Raw genomic sequence first — 16,762 nt, 5'->3', positions numbered from 1 at the left:
CATGACGACATCGATGAGGCTCGACATCCTGAGCGTGGAAGCGGTGCTGTATGCCGGCGACGCACATTTCGTCGTCGTCCCGGGGGAAAGCGGGGAACTGGGGATCTACCCGCACCACGCGCCGCTGCTCACGCGGATCCGGCCCGGCGTCGTGACGCTCGTCGATGCGCCGACCGGCGAGCATCGCCGCCTCCTCGTCGCGGGCGGCGTGCTGGAGGTCAGCCGCGACGGCGTGACGCTGATCGCCGATCACGCGCTGCGCACGCCCGAACTCGACGATCTGCGTGCACGCGAAGCGCGGCATGCGGCCGACGACTGGCGCCGGCGCTATGCGCACGAAAACCGGCGCGCGATCGATTTCGCGTCGGCCCGCGCGGAACTGATGGATGAAATCCGGCGCTTCTTCGCGATGGCGCTGCGGCAACACGCGTCGCACGAGAAACCGGGCGGCGCCGGCTAGACGCCGGCTCCCGTGTCGCCCGCTCAGTCGCGCAACTTGCGAAAACGCGGCGTGCCGTCTTCGAGGTTGCCGTTGAACATCGCTTCCGGCCGCACCCACAGCCCGCGCGCATGCGGCCACAGATGCTCGTACACGACCACCGATTCCTCGGTTTCGGAATGGCGGGCGACGCCGATGTAACGGTACAAACCGCCCTTGTAGTGGCGATGCGTCGCGAGTTGTTCGGCTTCCTGTTCGGTCATGATGTGCTTCTCTTCGGCAAAAACGGAAAGCGCATATTGTATGCGCTGCGCCGCGCGTCAGCGTTTCGCGTAGATGTCGGGGCGGCGGATCTCCATCAGCCGCTCGGGATTCGCGGACGGCCCGAAGCCGACCGGCCGGTACAGTTCGTGCGCGTCGGTCGTCACGAGCATGATGCGGCGCAGGCGCTGCACCATCTCCTGCGCGAACACGTGGTCGATCAGCGCGCGGCCGTAGCCGTTGCCGCGTTCGGCCGGCAGCACGAACACGTCGCACAGGTACGCGAACGTCGCGTAATCCGTGACGAGCCGCGCGAAGCCGACGAGCCGGTCGCCGACATACGCGCCGAAGCACAGCGAACCCTCGATCGCCCGCTCGACCACATCGCGCGGAATGCCCTGCGACCAGTATGCGTCGCGATGCAGGAAGTCGAAGATCGCGTCGATGTCGAGTTCGCGCTTGTCGGTGGAAAATCTCAGCGTGGCGGGGGTGGCTGCGGGCACGTCTGTTCTCCGGTGGGGGGCGGAAGGCGGAGCATCGACGATACCGCGCTGCGCGGCGGGCTACAAGCGGCACCAACACGCCGCTGCTGCACGACAGGTGAGAATCCTCTTGCCGGACGGTGCCGCGCAACCACATACACTCACCCGGCAACTTGTACGGTAACCCGTACATATTCATCAACCGCGCTATATTTGTACGGTTATATGTACAAGTGAGGCAAATCATGCGCACGATTCATTTCTCGGATGCCCGCGGTAATCTGAAGACCGTCATCGACCAGGTTGTCGACGATGCGGACGTGACGCTCATCACGCGCCGCGATGCACCGAACGCCGTCATCATGTCGCAGGATTACTACGACAGCCTGATGGAGACGGTTCACTTGCTGCGCTCGCCGGCCAACGTCGCCCATCTCGAACGTTCGATCGCGCAACTGCGCAAGGGCAAGGCGAAAGAACGCAAGCTCGCCGAGGATGGTGAATGAGCGTACGCCGCGTGCTCGTTACTTCCGACGCGTGGGACGACTATGTCTATTGGCAGGAGCGGGATCGCAAGACGCTCAAGCGCATCAACCAGCTCATTCGTGAAGCCCAGCGAACGCCGTTCGAAGGCATCGGCAAACCCGAACCTTTGAAGGCCAATCTCTCCGGCTTCTGGTCGCGCCGTATCGACGACACGAACCGCCTGGTCTACGAGGCTGACGACCTTCAGATCAGCATCGTGTCCTGTCGCTATCACTACGAGTAGCTCCCCCGAAGCACCACCCTCTCTGCCTGCCTCACGGCGCCGGCAGCGCCCGATCGGCCTTGCAACGCTTCAGCGGAAACGGCCGGGCTTTCGTGCGTCGCGCGCCGGCCGGTAACGCTCGCGGCACTCACCCGCTTAACGGCACACGCATTTCGGTGGATGATGTAGCCCGTGCCGGCCTTTCACAATCGCGCTCGCGTCCGCGACGCTGCCGGCCGAAGCGGACGATGCGAAGAAGCTGCTCGACTTTCTCGCGTCGCCGCAGGCGCAGCCGGTCGTGCAGGCGACGGGCCTCGATTCGGTGACAATGTCGCCTGCTCCATAAACTCGTCACGTCGTGTCATGCCCTACCGCCTCATCGCCTTCGACTTCGACGGCACGCTCGCCGATTCGCTCGACTGTTTTCTCGCGGCGCTGTCGGAAGCGTCGCGCCTGCACGGCTTTCGCGACGCCACGCCCGAGCTGCGCCCGGCGCTGCGCGGCATGTCGGCGCGCGACATCATCCGCTCGCTCGACGTGCCGATGTGGAAAGTGCCGCGCGTGACGATCGACATGCGCCGCCTGATGCGGCCGCGCGTCGCGCAAGTGATGCTGTTCCCCGGCGTCGACGAAACGTTCGCCGCGCTCGCCGCGCGCGGCATCCGCATCGCGATCGCGACGTCGAACAGCGAGGACATCGTGCGCGATCGGCTCGGCCCGCATGCCAGCGGCCGCGTCGATACCTTCGCGTGCGGCATTCCGCTGTTCGGCAAGGCACGGCGTCTGCGCGCGCTCGTTCGCGAGGCCGGCGTGCGCGCCGATGAAGTGCTGTACGTCGGCGACGAAATCCGCGATGCCGACGCGGCACGACGCGCGCACATCGCATTCCAGGGTGTCGCGTGGGGCTACACCGCACCCGACGCATTGCAGGCGCATTGCGCGACGCCGTTGCTGCCACGCCTCGATGCACTGCTCGATCGCGTGTGACGCTTTCGAGCGAATCGCACGCTCGAATCCGCACGTCGCTCGATGCACACGACACTACAACAACCGCACGACGATGAAATGCAGATGACACGCACGTGCATCCCACACGCCGCATCCACGCAAAAATTGCCGCCACTACGCGTGCACCAGGTACGCAATACCGGTACGCGCACCTGCCAATCGATGCGTCTTACCAACCGTTACACAAACCACAGCGCGGTTGCACCTGCTACCCGACCGCTCTCCTAGAATCAGTCGGGCCGGGAAACACTTCGACCGGCGCCGCGGCAGAGCGGCGGTCGAATCCGGCCCGGGCGCGCCCGGTCTCTCGCACAGCTACGGATCACGTCATCCGTTTTTTAACCAGAGCCCCGATCGAAAGGAGGTCCCATGAACCGCTTTCCCCACATCTCGCGCCTTGCCTTGTCTGCCGCCGGCCTGCTTCTCGTCGCCGTGACCGCGACCGCACAAACCGCGCAACCGGCGCCCGCAGCACCCGCCGCGCCGGCCGCTGCCGCGCCGCGCATCCACGAAGCCGACCAGGCCTTCATCACGGACGGCACGAAAACCGTGTCGACGCAGCACGACGCAGCACGCATCGCCGATTCGCGCACGTCGGACAGCCAGGTGAAGGCCTTCGCGCAACGCGTGTCGACCGAAGATGAAAAGATCATCCAGGCGATGCGCGCCGCAAGCCCGCGCGGCGTCGACGTGCCGGCCAACGACCCCGACACGGCCGTGCTGAACAGCATCAAGAGCCTGCGCGGCGCCGAGTTCGACAAGGCGTATATCGAGCAGGTCGCGCTCGCCGGCGAGCAAAAGGCGATCTCGGCCTTCCAGGCGGAAATCGCCGAGGGCCGCGACACGAAGCTGAAGGAAGTCGCACGCCAGGCGCTGCCGATCCTGCAGAAGCACTACGCGGACGCGCAGAAACTCGCGGAGCGTCACCACCTCGCATCGGCGCAGTAACGATGCAGCGCCGCGCCTCGTGCGCGGCGCACCGCTTCCCCTGTCGTCGCGCAGCCGCCTCCCCTGCCGGCAGCGCGATGCACGTCTGACCAGCCGACCCGCGAATACGCGCGCCGCACGTCACGCGTTATGCGTTACGTCGCGAGCTTCGCCATCAACCGCTCATGCACGTCCGGCCATTCTTCGTCGATGATGCTGAAGCGCACCGAATTGCGCTTGCGGCCGTCCGGCATGATCCGTTCGTGGCGCACGATCCCTTCCTGCTTCGCGCCGAGCCGCAGAATCGCCGCGCGCGATTTCTCGTTCAGCTCATCGGTCGTGAACTGCACGCGCACGCAGTGCAGCGTGTCGAACGCATAGGTCAATAGCAGCCACTTCGCCTCGGTATTCGCGCGCGTGCGCTGCGCCGATTCGCCCAGCCACGTATGGCCGATCTCGAGCTTGCGATTCTTGCGATCGATCTTCCAGAAACGCGTGCTGCCGATCACGCGGCCCGACGCGCGATCGACGATCGCAAACGGCATCACGGTGCCGGTCGCGCGCCCCTGCAATGCCATGTCGATATAGGCGTCGATCGTCTCCGCACTCGGCACGACCGTTACCTTCAGGTTCCACAACTGGCCGTCGGATGCGGCATCGAGCAGCGCCTGCCGGTCGGATGCTTCGAGCGGCCGCAGTTCGATGCGCTCGCCGGTGAGGGTCGGTTGTTCGATGGAAGGCGAGGCGTCGGTCATCACAGGGTTCCGAAAAGCAAGGACGATGGCGGCGAAACAGCCATCATACGGCGCCGCTAGCCGAGGTGCGCGGCGAGCCGGCGGCGGATCGCCTTCGCCTCGCCGCGCAGCGCGTCGGCGAACGCATCGACGAGCAGGTTCTTCGGCCGGTGCTCGGGCACGATCATGCTGACCCGATACGGGAACGACCGCGTGAGCGGCCGCACGTGCAGGTCGCGCCCGACGAAATCGAGCGCGGTCAGCGGATTGACGATCGCGGCGCCGAGCCCCTGCCGCACGAACGCGCACACCGACACGGCCGACGGCGTGTCGACCACCGAGCGCGGCGCGACGCCCAACTGCGCAAACGCCTCGTCGATCAGGATGCGGTACGGATCGTTCAGCGACAGGCTCACGAACGGGCGATCGGCGAGATCCAGCAGGTCGATCGCGTCCTGCGCGAGCAGCGGATGGCCGTCGGGCAGCACGCACACTTCATCGACTTCGAGCAGCGGCGTAAGCAGCGTGCCGGCCGGCGCAACGTCGTGCTCGGTCAGCCCGAGGTCGTAACGCTGCGCGGTCAGCCACTCCTCGAGCACCGGCGATTCCTGCGTCGCGACCGACACGCTGACGCCCGCGTGGGCCACGTGAAAGCGCCGGCATGCGCCGGGCAGGATCGCGTGCGAGAACGCCGGCAGCGCGATCACCGAAAGCTGGCCGTCGCGAAACTCGCGCAAGCGCGCGGCCGTCGCGGCGACGCGTTCAAGCCCCACATAGGCGAGCCGCACTTCGTCGAACAGCGCGAGCGCGGCCATCGTCGGCCGCAGCCGGCCGTGCGCGCGCTCGAACAGCGCGAAGCCGACGACCTGCTCCATCCGCGCGAGCTCGCGGCTGATCGTCGGCTGCGACGTATAGAGCATCTCGGCCGCGCGCGTCGTGCTGCCGGTGACCATCAGCGCGCGAAAGACCTCGATATGGCGGTGCGTGAGCATGATCGGCTATATCAGGAATGAATCGAATGTCGAATAACAGGCATTTTACCGTATAGCCGAACAGGCGCATCATTCACGTTATCCGTTCATTCGACCCGATTCATCCGCCATGTCCCTCGATTCCCGCCAACTCGCGACGCTCGCGCAGCAATACGGCACCCCGCTGTGGGTGTACGACGCCGACGTCATCCGCGACCGCATCGCCCAACTTCGCCAGTTCGACGTGATCCGCTACGCGCAGAAGGCGAATTCGAACATCCATATCCTGAAGCTGATGCGCGACGAAGGCGCGTGCGTCGATGCCGTGTCGCTCGGCGAGATCGAGCGCAGCCTCGCGGCCGGGTTCAGTCCGGCCGGCGAGCCGGAAGGCGTCGTGTTCACGGCCGACCTGATCGACCGTCCGACGCTCGCGGCCGTGCTGAAGCACGGCGTGACCGTGAACGCGGGTTCGCTCGACATGCTCGCGCGCATCGGCGAGCATGCGCCCGGCCACCGCGTGTGGCTGCGCGTCAACCCCGGTTTCGGGCACGGCCACAGCAACAAGACCAACACCGGCGGCCCGCAAAGCAAGCACGGAATCTGGATCGACGACGTGCCGCGCGCGATCGAGATCGTGCGCCAGTACGGGCTCAAGCTCGTCGGCATCCACATGCACATCGGCTCGGGCGTCGACTACGGCCACCTGTCGCAGGTGTGCGATGCGATGGTCGATCTCGTCACGTCGCTCGGCCACGACATCGACGCGATCTCGGCCGGCGGCGGCCTGTCGATTCCGTATCGCGACGGCGAGCCGCGTGTCGACGTCGGTCACTACTTCAGCCAGTGGGACGCCGCGCGCAAGCGGATCGAACGGCATCTCGGCCACCCGGTGCGCATCGAGATCGAACCGGGCCGCTTCCTCGTCGCCGAAGCCGGCACGCTCGTCACCGAAGTGCAGGCCGTCAACCGCCGGCCGAAGCACGATTTCGTGCTGATCGACGCGGGCTTCAACGACCTGATGCGCCCGTCGATGTACGGCAGCTACCACGCCGTGTCCGTGCACGCGCACGACGGCGCGCTGCCCGCCGGCCGGCCGCTCGTCGACCTCGCGATCGCAGGGCCGCTGTGCGAATCGGGCGACGTGTTCACGCAGGACGCGGGCGGCGTGGTCACGCACCGCAAGCTCGCGCAGCCGCAGATCGGCGACCTGCTGTTCCTGCACGACGCGGGCGCGTACGGTGCGTCGATGTCCTCGAACTACAACAGCCGGCCGCTCGCGCCGGAAGTGCTCGTCGATCGCGGCACGCCGCGGCTGATCCGCCGCCGGCAGACGATCGGCGAACTGCTCGCGCTCGAGACGTTCGAGTAACGCGCTTTCGGCGTGACGAAGGCCAACGGCCTGGCTTGCCGGTAGCGGCACGCCAGGCCGTTTTGCTTTTCGGCGTGCCGCCGGTTCACCCGGCCGCGGCCCGGAGCAACCGCACGATCGCACCGTAGCACCTGATGCTTCGCATCATGCGCAACCGCAGCAGATCGCTTGCGCCACCTTTCGCACGCAGAGAAAAACATTCCACGGCGCGTAGAAAGTGCGTGCATCTTTGGAAACACTTTCCTTTTTGACAAACCTAAGATTGCCCTCAGTCGCTCAGCATTCGTGTCACCGGATGCGCATCGTCGATGCACCCGGTCCACCACTCTCCCAAAGCCGCACGGGCAATCATGAACAACATGCTTGAACTCTTCGCCGCGCACCGGAACACGTTCGACACGTATGCCGCGCGGCCCGCTCACGCATCACCCTGCGAGCGCTCGCGCTTCTCGCTCCTCCATCCGCACGCGCGCCGATCCTCCGTCGCGCGCGAACGCATGCCGTAACGCACGGCATCACGCACGGCGGCTAACGACACACGCCGCCACGCGCTCCACCGATTTCCCGCCCACGGCGACGCCGCCCGTCGCCGCGGCTTCGCACATCCTGAATTTTCGACAACAACCAAGGAGACAACCATGAAGCACTTCACCCCGACGCTCAAGCAAGGCATCGCCGCCGCCCTCCTCTGCATCGCGGCCACGGCGTCGCACGCGGCAGACCTGCTCGACACCGTCAAGCAGGCCGGAGTCCTGAAGATCGCGCTGGAAGGCACCTACCCGCCGTTCGACTACCGCAACGCCGACGGCCAGCTCGAAGGCTTCGACGTCGACGTCGCGAAGGCCGTCGCCGCCCGCCTCGGCGTGAAGCCGCAGTTCGTCACGACCGAATGGAGCGGGATTCTCGCCGGCCTGCAGGCCGGCAAGTTCAACGTGATCGTCAACCAGGTCGCGATCACGCCGTCGCGCCAGCAGGCGCTCGACTTCAGCGCACCGTACGTGTATTCGTCCGCGCAACTGCTGCAACGGCAGAACGACACGCGCGCGTTCAAGTCGCTCGACGAACTGAAGGGCAAGAAGGTCGGCGTGACGATGGGCAGCAACTACGTCGATCTCGTCAAGACCGTGCCCGCGATCGACCTGCAGGTATATCCGGGCACGCCGGAAAACCTGCGCGACCTCGCGGCGGGCCGTATCGACGCGGCGGTCAACGATCGCCTGATGCTCAGCTACCTGATCAAGAACTCGCACCTGCCGCTGCGCCCCGGCTCCGTGCTCGCGGGCGGCGAGGACCGGATGGGCATCCCGTTCCGCAAGGGCAATCCGAAGTTCGCGAAGGCAATCGACGATGCGGTCGCGTCGCTGCAACAGGACGGCACGCTGAAGAAGATCTCGATGCAGTGGTTCGGCACGGACACGACCAAGCCGGTGACGCAATAACGCAGCCCGCCCCGAGCCCGCGCGCACGAACGCGCGGGCCGTCCCGCACACAATCAGGAGACACGTGATGGAAGCACTCGATCTGGTCGTTCATACGCTGCCCGTGATGGTCAAGGGCGCCGTGCTCACGCTGAAGTTCGCGGTGGCGTCGATGGCGCTCGGCCTCGTCGTCGGGCTCGTGATCGCGATCATGCGCATCGGCAGCAACCGGCTCGCGGCCGGGCTTGCGCAGGGCTACGTCAGCCTGATGCGCGGCACGCCGCTGCTCGTGCAGATGTTCGTCGTCTACTACGGGCTGCCCGATCTCGGCATCACGCTCGATCCGACGACGGCCGGCATCTTCACGCTGACGCTCAACGCGGGCGCCTATCTGTCGGAGAGCATGCGCGGCGCGATCCTCGGCATCGGCCGCGGGCAATGGGCGGCCGCGCACAGCCTCGGCCTCACGCACGTGCAGACGCTGCGCTACATCGTCTGCCCGCAAGCGCTGCGCCTCGCGGTGCCGAGCCTCGGCAACACGCTGATCAGCCTGATCAAGGACACGTCGCTGGTCTCGGTGATCACCGTCACCGAATTGCTGCGCTCGACGCAGGAAGTGATCGCCGCGACGTTCCAGCCGCTGCCGCTCTATCTCGCCGCCGCCGCGATCTACTGGGTGCTGAGCACGCTGCTCACGCGGCTTCAGGGCCGCGTCGAGACCCGCCTTGCGCTGCCGTCCACGCATTGAGCGCGTGCCGGACCTTCATCCCGAACCTCAACGACGGACAGAACATGATTACGCTCGACAACGTATCGAAATGGTATGGCAAGCATCAGGTCCTCTCGGCATGCAGCGCGGCGGTCTCGAAAGGCGAAGTGGTCGTCGTGTGCGGGCCGTCGGGCTCCGGCAAGTCGACACTGATCAAGACGATCAACGGTCTCGAGCCGTTCCAGAAAGGCAGCATCACCGTCGACGGCACGCGGCTCGGCGATCCCGGCGCGAAACTCGCGCAATTGCGCGCCCGCGTCGGCATGGTGTTCCAGCACTTCGAGCTGTTTCCGCACCTGTCGATCACCGAGAACCTGACGCTCGCGCAGATCAAGGTGCTCGGCCGCCGCAAGGACGAAGCCGTCGAGAACGGCATGAAGCTGCTCGATCGCGTCGGCCTGAAGGCGCACGCGCACAAGTATCCGGGGCAGTTGTCCGGCGGGCAGCAGCAGCGCGTCGCGATCGCGCGCGCATTGTCGATGAATCCGGTCGCGATGCTGTTCGACGAACCGACCTCGGCGCTCGACCCCGAGATGATCAACGAAGTGCTCGACGTGATGGTCGAGCTCGCGCGCGACGGGATGACGATGGTATGCGTCACGCATGAAATGGGCTTCGCGCGGAAGGTCGCGCATCGCGTGATCTTCATGGACCAGGGCGCGGTGGTCGAGGACGCGGCCAGCGACAGGTTCTTCGCCGCGCCACGCTCCGAACGCGCACGCGACTTCCTCGACAAGATCCTGCATTGACCGCGCGGCGACTGCTTCGCATCGCTTCGATTGACTGATTGATTGCCCCTCAAAGGACGACATCTTGAACCACCTGCATTCGACCGACACCGTACTCGCCCACGAAGGCCGCTCGCACGGCCAGCCCGGTTCGCCCGTGAACCCGCCCGTGTACCGCCAGTCGACGCTGCTCTTTCACGACACCGACGCGCTCGACGCGGTGCGCGGCACGCCGCTCGCGTATGGGCGTCACGGCAGCCCGACCACGCGCGCGCTCGAGAAAGCGCTCGCGCGCCTCGAAGGCGCACACGCCGCGCTGCTGACGCCGAGCGGCCTCAGTGCGATCACGACGGCGCTGCTCGCGGTGTTGATTCCCGGCGACCACCTGCTGATGGCCGATTCCGTATACGACCCGACCCGCTCGTTCTGCGACGAGACGCTCGCGCGCCTCGGCATCGAGACGACCTACTACGATCCGGCGATCGGCGCCGGCATCGCGTCGCTGATGCAGCCGAACACGCGCGCGGTATTCGCCGAATCGCCGGGTTCGCTGACCTTCGAAGTGCAGGACATCCCGGCCATCAGCCGCGTCGCGCACCGGCACGGCGCGGTCGTGCTGCTCGACAACACGTGGGGCACGCCGCTGAATTTCCGGTCGTTTTCGCATGGCGTCGACGTGTCGATTCATGCCGCCACGAAATACATTGCCGGACACTCCGACGTGCTGATGGGTGCGATCCTGACGACCGAGGCGCTCGCGCCGAAGGTCACGCGCTTCTACCGGCAACTCGGGATGACCGTCAGCGGCGACGATGCATATCTCGCGCTGCGCGGCTTGCGCACGCTGTCGGTGCGACTCGAGCGACACCAGCGCAACGCATACGCGCTGACCGAATGGCTCGCGAAACAGCCGGAGGTCGCGCAAATCCTGTATCCGGCGCGGCCCGGCGACCCCGGCCATGCGCTGTGGCAGCGCGACTTCACCGGCGCGTGCGGGCTGTTCGGCATCGTGCTGCATCCGCAGCCCGACGATGCGGTGCGCGCGCTGCTCGACGGAATGACGTGCTTCGGCATGGGGTATAGCTGGGGCGGCTTCGAAAGCCTGATCGTCCCGTCCGATCCGTCGCGCCATCGCACCGCCACGCAATGGGCGGCGGCCGGCCCGCTGCTGCGGATTCATGCAGGGCTCGAGCATCCCGACGACATGATCGCCGACCTCGCTGCCGGTTTCGCGAGAATGCGCGCCGTCGCGCTCGCGGAAGCGTGAAGTCCGGCGACGCAGTACACGCTGCCCCGCATCACGTTTTCTTCAACGTTCGTCACTCTCACATAGCGAGACAATCATGAAAGACACGCTGTTCATTCTTCGCCCCGGTTTTTTCAAGGACTCCGAAGGTCCGTTCTACTGCGGCGATTCCGTTTCCGTCGAAGGGTTGCTGAGCTTTTACCCGCAGCTTCGCGACGCCGTCGACGTCGAATACATCGACGCGCCGCGGCCGCGCCAGCCGATCGTCGCGCTGATCGGTGCGGACAACCAGTCGGCGCCCGTGCTCGTGCTCGGCGACGGGCACACGCCGAAGGACGGTGCACTCGCGATTCGCGAGCACAACGGCCGGCGCTTCATCGATTCGCCGGCCGATATCCGGCGGTATCTGTCTTCGCAGTATGGCGTAGCGCACGTCGCGTAAGCACGCCGCTCCGTGCCGTCGCTCGACGGCACGGAGCGGAACGCGAGTCACCCCGCGCGCTGCACCGGCGCCATTTTCGAGAAGTACTTCGCGCCGGCCACACAGCCAACCACGACGACCGTCACGACGACCATCGCCGGCGGCACCGTCTCGTGCAGCAGCCCGGCGGCCAGCAGGAAACCGAAGAACGGCTGCAGCAGCTGCAACTGGCCGACGCCCGCGATCCCGCCCAGCGCGAGCCCGCGATACCAGAACACGAAGCCGATCAGCATGCTGAACAGCGACACGTACGCGAGCCCCCACAGCGCGGCAGCATCGACACCGTCGAACGACGCGGGCCACGTAAGCCACGTGAGCGGCAGCATCAGCGGCAGCGACAGCACGAGCGCCCACGAGATCACCTGCCAGCCGCCGAGATCGCGCGACAGGCGCGCGCCTTCCGCGTAGCCGAGCCCGCACGCGACGATCGCGGCCAGCATCAGCGCATCGCCGACCACCGACGCCTGGCCGCCGTTGCGCAGCGCAAACGCAGCCACCGCGCCGCTGCCGACGATCGAGAAGATCCAGAACGGCAGCCGCGGCCGTTCGCCACCGCGCCACACGCCGAACAATGCGGTCGCAAGCGGCAGCAGCCCGACGAACACGATCGCGTGCGCGGACGTCACATGCTTCAGCGCGAGCGCCGTCAGCAACGGGAAACCGACCACGACCCCGAGCGCGACGATCGCCAGCGACACGGCCTCGGCCCGCGTCGGCCGCTTCTGCTTCAGCACGACGAGCAGCAGCAGGCCGAGCGCGCCGGCGATCGTCGCGCGCGCGAACGTGAGAAACAGCGGGTCGAGCCCCTGCACCGCGACACGCGTCGCTGGCAGCGAGCCACTGAAAATGATCACGCCCAGCAAGCCGCTGAGCCATCCGTCGGTCGTCTTTTGCACGGGAAATCCTGAACAGGGAAAGGTGGATGAACGATGATCCGCCGCCCGCGAAAAACGCGTAAGCTACACCCCAATACAATCCAGACAAACTGTACTGGACAACCGGCCGTACAGTTCATTCTTCGTCATGAGCCATTCCGCCCCGATTCCCGTTCCGCCCGCGCCGTCGCGCACGCGCGTCGAAACCGTGATGGACACCTTGCGCGCGCGGATCGCGAGCCGCGCGCTGATGCCCGGCGCGCGCGTGCCGTCGATCCGGATGATGGCCGACGCGCTCGGCGTGTCGAAATCGACGGTCGTCGATGCATACGAGCGGCTCGCGAGCGAAGGCGTGCTCGTCGCGCGGCGCGGCTCGGGCTTCTACGTGTCGGGCCACGCGCCGCCGCTCGCGCTCGCCGATCTCGGCCCGCGCCTCGACCGCGAACTCGATCCGCTGTGGCTGTCGCGCCAGTCGCTCGAGGCGGCGCCGACGACGGTGAAGCCCGGCTGCGGCTGGCTGCCGTCGTCGTGGCTGCCGGACGAGAGCCTGCGCCGCGCGCTGCGCGCCGTGTCGCGAGACGAATCCGACGCGCTGACCGACTACGCGACCCCGCTCGGCCTGCCCGCGCTGCGCCAGCAGCTCGCATGGCGGCTCGCGCAGCATGGTGTCCACGCGGAACCCGCGCAGATCATGCTGACCGACGGCGGCACGCACGCGCTCGACCTCGTGTGCCGCCTGCTGCTGGAGCCGGGCGACACGGTCGTGCTCGACGATCCGTGCTACTTCAACTTCCAGGCGTTGCTGCGCGCGCACCGCGCACGGATCGTCAGCGTCCCGTACACGCCGAACGGGCCCGATCTCGCGCGCTTCGAACAGGTGCTCGCCGAGCACCGGCCGCGCCTGTACATCACCAACGCGGCGCTGCACAACCCGACCGGCGCGACGCTCGCGCCGCCGGTCGCGCACCGGCTGCTGACGCTCGCGGCCGAGCACGGCCTGCTGATCGTCGAGGACGACATCTTCGCGGATTTCGAGAGCACGCCCGCGCCGCGCCTCGCGGCATTCGACGGGCTGTCGCGCGTCGTGTCGATCGGCAGCTTCTCGAAGACGCTGTCGGCCGCGATCCGCTGCGGCTACGTCGCCGCGCGCCCGGAATGGATCGAGGCGCTCGTCGACCTGAAGCTCGCGACGTCGTTCGGCAACGCGCAGATCGGCGCGAACGTCGTGCACCGGCTGCTGATCGACGGCACGTACCGGCGTCACCTCGACAGCCTGCGCGCGCGTCTTGCTGATGCGATGGGCGAGACGGCCCGGCGCCTCGCGCGCGCGGGGCTCGGGATCTGGACGGAGCCGCGCGGCGGCCTGTTCGTGTGGGCGCAGCTGCCCGACGGGCTCGACGCCGCGCGCGTCGCGCGCCACGCGCTGGACCACGACGTCGTGCTGGCACCCGGAAACGTGTTCAGCGTGTCGCGCAGCGCGACGTCGTACCTGCGCTTCAACGTGTCGCGCTGCAAGGGGCCGACGGTGTTCGATGCGCTTGCGCGGGCGATGGAGGCGGTGCGGGCGGCAGAGCACGCGCGCGTGCAGGCGGATGCGGGCGGACGCGTGTTGGCCGGTGAACGATGAAAGCCTGCAGCAGCGCGGCGGGATGCCACGCCGCCTGCCTCAAACCTCCCCCGCGTGCGCCCTCGCCCGCACCTCCGCAAACGTCGTATCGACCAGCAACCGCCCCGTATCGAACACCGTCTCGAGCGCCTCGTCCCATTCGCCTTCCAGCGCACGATCGTCCCACGCGACGGGCAGCGTCGTCGTCCGATACTCGCCGGTGCGGCGATTGCGCAGCAGCGTGAGCCGCCCCTTCTTCGAGCGCTTGCCCTGATCGGTGACGGGATCCTTGCGGACGTCGTGCCACACGCCGCCGCGCCGGATCGCCGAGCACTTCATCGCAAAGCGCTGCGTATCGCGGTTCACCTGCTGCAGCAACGCGCCCCCCATGCCGAACACGACATTGCCGGCCGCATAACCCGCGTCGTCGAGTGCCGAAAGAATCGCGTCGATCGACAGCTCGTCGACACCATCGCCCTGGATCACGCGCACGCGGTTCAGCACGCGCCGCCCCTTGCCGTTCAAGGTCGAGCCGAACGACGCGTCGAGCGCGTGCACGGTCTGCATCACGATCTTCACGGGGTCGCCCGAATCGGGACGCACGACCAGCGTCGCGCCGGAATCGATCACGGCCTGCCTCAGCTCGCCGCCCCACAGATCGAGCGCGGCGAACAGATTGTAGGAGTCCGACACGACCGACACGATCGCGCCGGGCAGCCCGAAGCGACGGATCATGTTCCGGTACGCATCGGCCTCGCCTTCTCTCCCCCACGACGTGATCGTGCTGTGCTCGGCCGCCGGCACCGAGTACGCCGCCATCGGCTCGCAATAGAAGCGGTTCGCGGCCAGCACGCCGAGCACCGTGTCCGAGCCCATGAAGTTCACGAGGTGCGCCGCGCCGCCGATCGCGGCCGACTCCGCGCTCGACACGCCGCGCGCGCCGAAGTCGTGCAGCTTGAACGGCAGTTGCGCGAGATCGTCGTCGGTCTTTTCGAGGAAACGGCGGATCGTCTGCCGCAGGTGCCAGCTTCGCGTCGCGACCGTGACCGGATACCAGACGCGCAGCAGCATCGTCTCGAGATACGACGCGAGCCAGAATACCTGCGGATCGTCGCATTCGACGGTCATCAGCACGTTGTGCACCGGCACGACCGAACCCTCCGGCACCGCGCGGATCTTCACCGGCAGGTAACCGTCGTAGCGTTCGACGATGTAGCGCCACCCTGCTTCGTTGAACGGCTCGCCATGCACCGTGAAGAAATCGCGTGCGTCGTCGATCATCGTGTGCGTGACCGGCTTGCACAGATATTCCTTCAGCAGCATCTGCAGGCCGAAGAACAGCGTGCGGTCGTAGCGGCCGCCGCGCGATTCGACGTACGAGAACATCGCCGACGCGTCGGGCGGATATTGCAGGAAGTGGGAAGCCTTGTACGAATCCGTATTGAGGATCGGATTGGCGAGAACCGCGGCAAAGCCGCCGGGATCGTTTTGCATGGCTAGAGCTCCTCTAGGCCGTTGAAGTGCCGCCGCGTCTGTCGCGGCGGACCGGAATGCGGGGAATCAGCGGATCACAGCTTCCCCAGGAAGTGATACGCGATGTCGAAGTGATCCTCGAACATCACGTTGCGCATCTGCGCGAATTCGTTGAGCGGCACCCAGCGCGCCTTGTCGGCGTCGTCGCTGCCCTTCACGCGCGGCAGCTCGCCGGTCGGGAAGTTGAACAGGCACGCGTGCGTGATCGTGCGGCCGCGCAGCGAGCGGGTCGGATGATCGAATACCTGGCGATCCTTGATCGAGCCGCGCAGCACGGGCTCCGGCAGCTTCAGGCCGGTCTCCTCGCGCAGCTCGCGAATGCACGCCGCATCGAGCCGCTCGTCCTGGTTCACGAACCCGCCCGGCAGCGCCCACAGGCCGCGGCCCGGTTCGCTGCGGCGGCGCACGAGCAGGATATGGCCCGAGTGCACGACCACCGCGTCGACCGTCACGAACGTGACGGGATACGGCGCGGCCGCCCATGCCTTGCGATACGCGGCGATGAATTCGGCTTCCGACTTCAGTTGCGCGAATTCCGGCTGCGTGCGAAAACGCTCGAGCCAGCCGAACACGGGTTCCGGCACGGCCCACTGCACGAAGCTGTTGGTGCGTTCTGCGAAATACTGGTCGCGGATCTCGGTGGCGGAAATGTCTTCGGTCGCATCGACGTCGACGAGCTCCCATTGCGGGAACATCCGCAGGTAGTACGACGTGGCGTCCTTCTCGTGGCCGATCAGCCCGACCTTGCGCTGCCCGACATCGCCGAGCGTGGACGCGACGGCGTCCTGCACCCAGCGCACCCAGTCGCCGTCGTTGTACGTCGAATCCTGCAACGGCGCGATCGTCACGCGGTCGCGCTCGGACGCGTCGAGCAGCGAAGCCAGCATCTGGCGGCGCTCGTCGAACGAGAACGGATCCTTGATGGTGCGGGGCTTGTCGGTCGACCCGATCAGCACGCACACGCGCTCGGCCCGGCTCAGTGCCGACTTCAGCACGTTCAGGTGACCACGATGCGGAGGCTGGAAACGACCAATGAAAACGAGCGCGTCGAAGCGCCGGTTCTGTTGCGTACTCATGAGGCTCCCTCAAGAGATTGAAACGCTTCGGGTCTTTCCCGAAGGGTTGGAACGAATCCTAGGTGAAATCCCGAAGTGCGTCAATCGAGCA

At 66.8% G+C, this 16,762-nt stretch carries 20 protein-coding genes; 13 read left to right on the top strand and 7 right to left on the bottom strand.

What is annotated here, in order from left to right; all coding sequences use genetic code 11:
- Nucleotide 1 precedes the first annotated feature (1 nt).
- Complete coding sequence (atpC, locus tag GD429_RS10565) at nt 2-460, top strand: ATP synthase F1 subunit epsilon (protein ID WP_152856885.1); 459 nt, start codon at nt 2-4, stop codon at nt 458-460.
- Nucleotides 461-483: 23 nt separating this feature from the next.
- Here atpC and GD429_RS10560 read toward each other — a convergent pair whose 3' ends face one another.
- Nucleotides 484-702, bottom strand: a complete 219-nt coding sequence (locus tag GD429_RS10560) for a DUF1653 domain-containing protein (RefSeq protein ID WP_006480837.1) — start codon at nt 700-702, stop codon at nt 484-486.
- Nucleotides 703-759: 57 nt separating this feature from the next.
- Nucleotides 760-1,203 (bottom strand): GNAT family N-acetyltransferase, encoded by a 444-nt coding sequence (locus tag GD429_RS10555; RefSeq protein WP_321574514.1) that lies wholly within the window; start codon nt 1,201-1,203, stop codon nt 760-762.
- Nucleotides 1,204-1,427: 224 nt separating this feature from the next.
- On the opposite strand from GD429_RS10555, the gene GD429_RS10550 reads away from it, so the two are divergent.
- The 4 genes from GD429_RS10550 to GD429_RS10530 all read left to right on the top strand — a co-directional run bounded on the left by GD429_RS10550 (nt 1,428) and on the right by GD429_RS10530 (nt 3,886).
- On the top strand, nt 1,428-1,688 hold the full coding sequence (locus GD429_RS10550) for a type II toxin-antitoxin system Phd/YefM family antitoxin (RefSeq protein WP_152856884.1): 261 nt from the start codon (nt 1,428-1,430) through the stop codon (nt 1,686-1,688).
- Complete coding sequence (locus GD429_RS10545) at nt 1,685-1,951, top strand: Txe/YoeB family addiction module toxin (RefSeq protein WP_152856883.1); 267 nt, start codon at nt 1,685-1,687, stop codon at nt 1,949-1,951. The genes GD429_RS10550 and GD429_RS10545 overlap by 4 nt, the downstream gene beginning before the upstream one ends.
- Before the next feature lie 342 nt (nt 1,952-2,293).
- Entirely contained in the window at nt 2,294-2,917 is a 624-nt protein-coding gene (locus tag GD429_RS10535) for an HAD hydrolase-like protein (RefSeq protein ID WP_152856882.1), read from the top strand.
- A gap of 390 nt (nt 2,918-3,307) precedes the next feature.
- Nucleotides 3,308-3,886, top strand: coding sequence for a DUF4142 domain-containing protein (locus GD429_RS10530; RefSeq protein WP_152856881.1), 579 nt, complete (start codon nt 3,308-3,310; stop codon nt 3,884-3,886).
- A 134-nt stretch (nt 3,887-4,020) separates the two neighbouring features.
- Here the strand turns inward: GD429_RS10530 and GD429_RS10525 are convergent, their stop codons facing one another.
- Both GD429_RS10525 and GD429_RS10520 read right to left on the bottom strand, forming a co-directional pair.
- On the bottom strand, nt 4,021-4,620 hold the full coding sequence (locus tag GD429_RS10525) for a GNAT family N-acetyltransferase (protein WP_152856880.1): 600 nt from the start codon (nt 4,618-4,620) through the stop codon (nt 4,021-4,023).
- A gap of 56 nt (nt 4,621-4,676) precedes the next feature.
- Complete coding sequence (locus GD429_RS10520; protein ID WP_152856879.1) at nt 4,677-5,591, bottom strand: LysR family transcriptional regulator; 915 nt, start codon at nt 5,589-5,591, stop codon at nt 4,677-4,679.
- Between the two features lie 109 nt (nt 5,592-5,700).
- Between GD429_RS10520 and lysA the strand changes: the two genes are divergently transcribed.
- From lysA to GD429_RS10490, 7 genes are all read left to right on the top strand, one after another.
- A complete protein-coding gene (gene lysA, locus GD429_RS10515) occupies nt 5,701-6,939 on the top strand; it encodes a diaminopimelate decarboxylase (protein WP_152856878.1) in 1,239 nt (412 codons plus the stop codon).
- 350 nt (nt 6,940-7,289) lie between these two features.
- The gene (locus GD429_RS40395) at nt 7,290-7,445 is read left to right on the top strand and encodes a hypothetical protein (RefSeq protein WP_193727093.1); all 156 of its coding nucleotides are present in this window, start codon (nt 7,290-7,292) and stop codon (nt 7,443-7,445) included.
- Between the two features lie 132 nt (nt 7,446-7,577).
- The gene (locus GD429_RS10510; RefSeq protein ID WP_152856877.1) at nt 7,578-8,378 is read left to right on the top strand and encodes a transporter substrate-binding domain-containing protein; all 801 of its coding nucleotides are present in this window, start codon (nt 7,578-7,580) and stop codon (nt 8,376-8,378) included.
- Between the two features lie 67 nt (nt 8,379-8,445).
- A complete protein-coding gene (locus GD429_RS10505; RefSeq protein WP_131948438.1) occupies nt 8,446-9,105 on the top strand; it encodes an amino acid ABC transporter permease in 660 nt (219 codons plus the stop codon).
- A 44-nt stretch (nt 9,106-9,149) separates the two neighbouring features.
- On the top strand, nt 9,150-9,875 hold the full coding sequence (locus tag GD429_RS10500; RefSeq protein ID WP_034180538.1) for an amino acid ABC transporter ATP-binding protein: 726 nt from the start codon (nt 9,150-9,152) through the stop codon (nt 9,873-9,875).
- A 64-nt stretch (nt 9,876-9,939) separates the two neighbouring features.
- Nucleotides 9,940-11,121: a cystathionine beta-lyase gene (gene metC / locus GD429_RS10495; protein ID WP_152856876.1), complete on the top strand. Its 1,182-nt coding sequence runs from the start codon at nt 9,940-9,942 to the stop codon at nt 11,119-11,121.
- 76 nt (nt 11,122-11,197) lie between these two features.
- Entirely contained in the window at nt 11,198-11,542 is a 345-nt protein-coding gene (locus GD429_RS10490; protein WP_152856875.1) for a DUF3088 domain-containing protein, read from the top strand.
- Nucleotides 11,543-11,589: 47 nt separating this feature from the next.
- Here the strand turns inward: GD429_RS10490 and GD429_RS10485 are convergent, their stop codons facing one another.
- Nucleotides 11,590-12,477: a DMT family transporter gene (locus tag GD429_RS10485; RefSeq protein WP_258284154.1), complete on the bottom strand. Its 888-nt coding sequence runs from the start codon at nt 12,475-12,477 to the stop codon at nt 11,590-11,592.
- A 127-nt stretch (nt 12,478-12,604) separates the two neighbouring features.
- Between GD429_RS10485 and GD429_RS10480 the strand changes: the two genes are divergently transcribed.
- Nucleotides 12,605-14,083, top strand: a complete 1,479-nt coding sequence (locus GD429_RS10480) for a PLP-dependent aminotransferase family protein (RefSeq protein ID WP_152856874.1) — start codon at nt 12,605-12,607, stop codon at nt 14,081-14,083.
- Nucleotides 14,084-14,122: 39 nt separating this feature from the next.
- Here the strand turns inward: GD429_RS10480 and GD429_RS10475 are convergent, their stop codons facing one another.
- Entirely contained in the window at nt 14,123-15,556 is a 1,434-nt protein-coding gene (locus GD429_RS10475; RefSeq protein ID WP_152856873.1) for a nicotinate phosphoribosyltransferase, read from the bottom strand.
- A gap of 74 nt (nt 15,557-15,630) precedes the next feature.
- The gene (locus tag GD429_RS10470; protein ID WP_152856872.1) at nt 15,631-16,671 is read right to left on the bottom strand and encodes a bifunctional nicotinamide-nucleotide adenylyltransferase/Nudix hydroxylase; all 1,041 of its coding nucleotides are present in this window, start codon (nt 16,669-16,671) and stop codon (nt 15,631-15,633) included.
- Nucleotides 16,672-16,762: the final 91 nt, after the last annotated feature.

The sequence above is a fragment of the Burkholderia sp. BE17 genome (assembly GCF_009362305.1).
GTDB lineage: Bacteria > Pseudomonadota > Gammaproteobacteria > Burkholderiales > Burkholderiaceae > Burkholderia > Burkholderia pyrrocinia_C.
This window is presented reverse-complemented; position numbering and strand designations above follow the sequence as displayed.

Excerpts from the sequence above, each read along its gene's own strand:
- GD429_RS10490 (WP_152856875.1), top strand. The coding sequence starts at position 11,198 with ATGAAAGACACGCTGTTCATTCTTCGCCCCGGTTTTTTCAAGGACTCC.
- GD429_RS10535 (WP_152856882.1), top strand. The coding sequence starts at position 2,294 with ATGCCCTACCGCCTCATCGCCTTCGACTTCGACGGCACGCTCGCCGAT.
- GD429_RS10560 (WP_006480837.1), bottom strand. The coding sequence starts at position 702 with ATGACCGAACAGGAAGCCGAACAACTCGCGACGCATCGCCACTACAAG.
- GD429_RS10520 (WP_152856879.1), bottom strand. The coding sequence starts at position 5,591 with ATGCTCACGCACCGCCATATCGAGGTCTTTCGCGCGCTGATGGTCACC.
- GD429_RS10550 (WP_152856884.1), top strand. The coding sequence starts at position 1,428 with ATGCGCACGATTCATTTCTCGGATGCCCGCGGTAATCTGAAGACCGTC.
- GD429_RS10505 (WP_131948438.1), top strand. The coding sequence starts at position 8,446 with ATGGAAGCACTCGATCTGGTCGTTCATACGCTGCCCGTGATGGTCAAG.
- GD429_RS10545 (WP_152856883.1), top strand. The coding sequence starts at position 1,685 with ATGAGCGTACGCCGCGTGCTCGTTACTTCCGACGCGTGGGACGACTAT.
- GD429_RS10470 (WP_152856872.1), bottom strand. The coding sequence starts at position 16,671 with ATGAGTACGCAACAGAACCGGCGCTTCGACGCGCTCGTTTTCATTGGT.
- GD429_RS10530 (WP_152856881.1), top strand. The coding sequence starts at position 3,308 with ATGAACCGCTTTCCCCACATCTCGCGCCTTGCCTTGTCTGCCGCCGGC.
- GD429_RS10510 (WP_152856877.1), top strand. The coding sequence starts at position 7,578 with ATGAAGCACTTCACCCCGACGCTCAAGCAAGGCATCGCCGCCGCCCTC.
- atpC (WP_152856885.1), top strand. The coding sequence starts at position 2 with ATGACGACATCGATGAGGCTCGACATCCTGAGCGTGGAAGCGGTGCTG.
- GD429_RS10480 (WP_152856874.1), top strand. The coding sequence starts at position 12,605 with ATGAGCCATTCCGCCCCGATTCCCGTTCCGCCCGCGCCGTCGCGCACG.
- GD429_RS10500 (WP_034180538.1), top strand. The coding sequence starts at position 9,150 with ATGATTACGCTCGACAACGTATCGAAATGGTATGGCAAGCATCAGGTC.
- GD429_RS10475 (WP_152856873.1), bottom strand. The coding sequence starts at position 15,556 with ATGCAAAACGATCCCGGCGGCTTTGCCGCGGTTCTCGCCAATCCGATC.
- GD429_RS10525 (WP_152856880.1), bottom strand. The coding sequence starts at position 4,620 with ATGACCGACGCCTCGCCTTCCATCGAACAACCGACCCTCACCGGCGAG.
- lysA (WP_152856878.1), top strand. The coding sequence starts at position 5,701 with ATGTCCCTCGATTCCCGCCAACTCGCGACGCTCGCGCAGCAATACGGC.
- GD429_RS40395 (WP_193727093.1), top strand. The coding sequence starts at position 7,290 with ATGAACAACATGCTTGAACTCTTCGCCGCGCACCGGAACACGTTCGAC.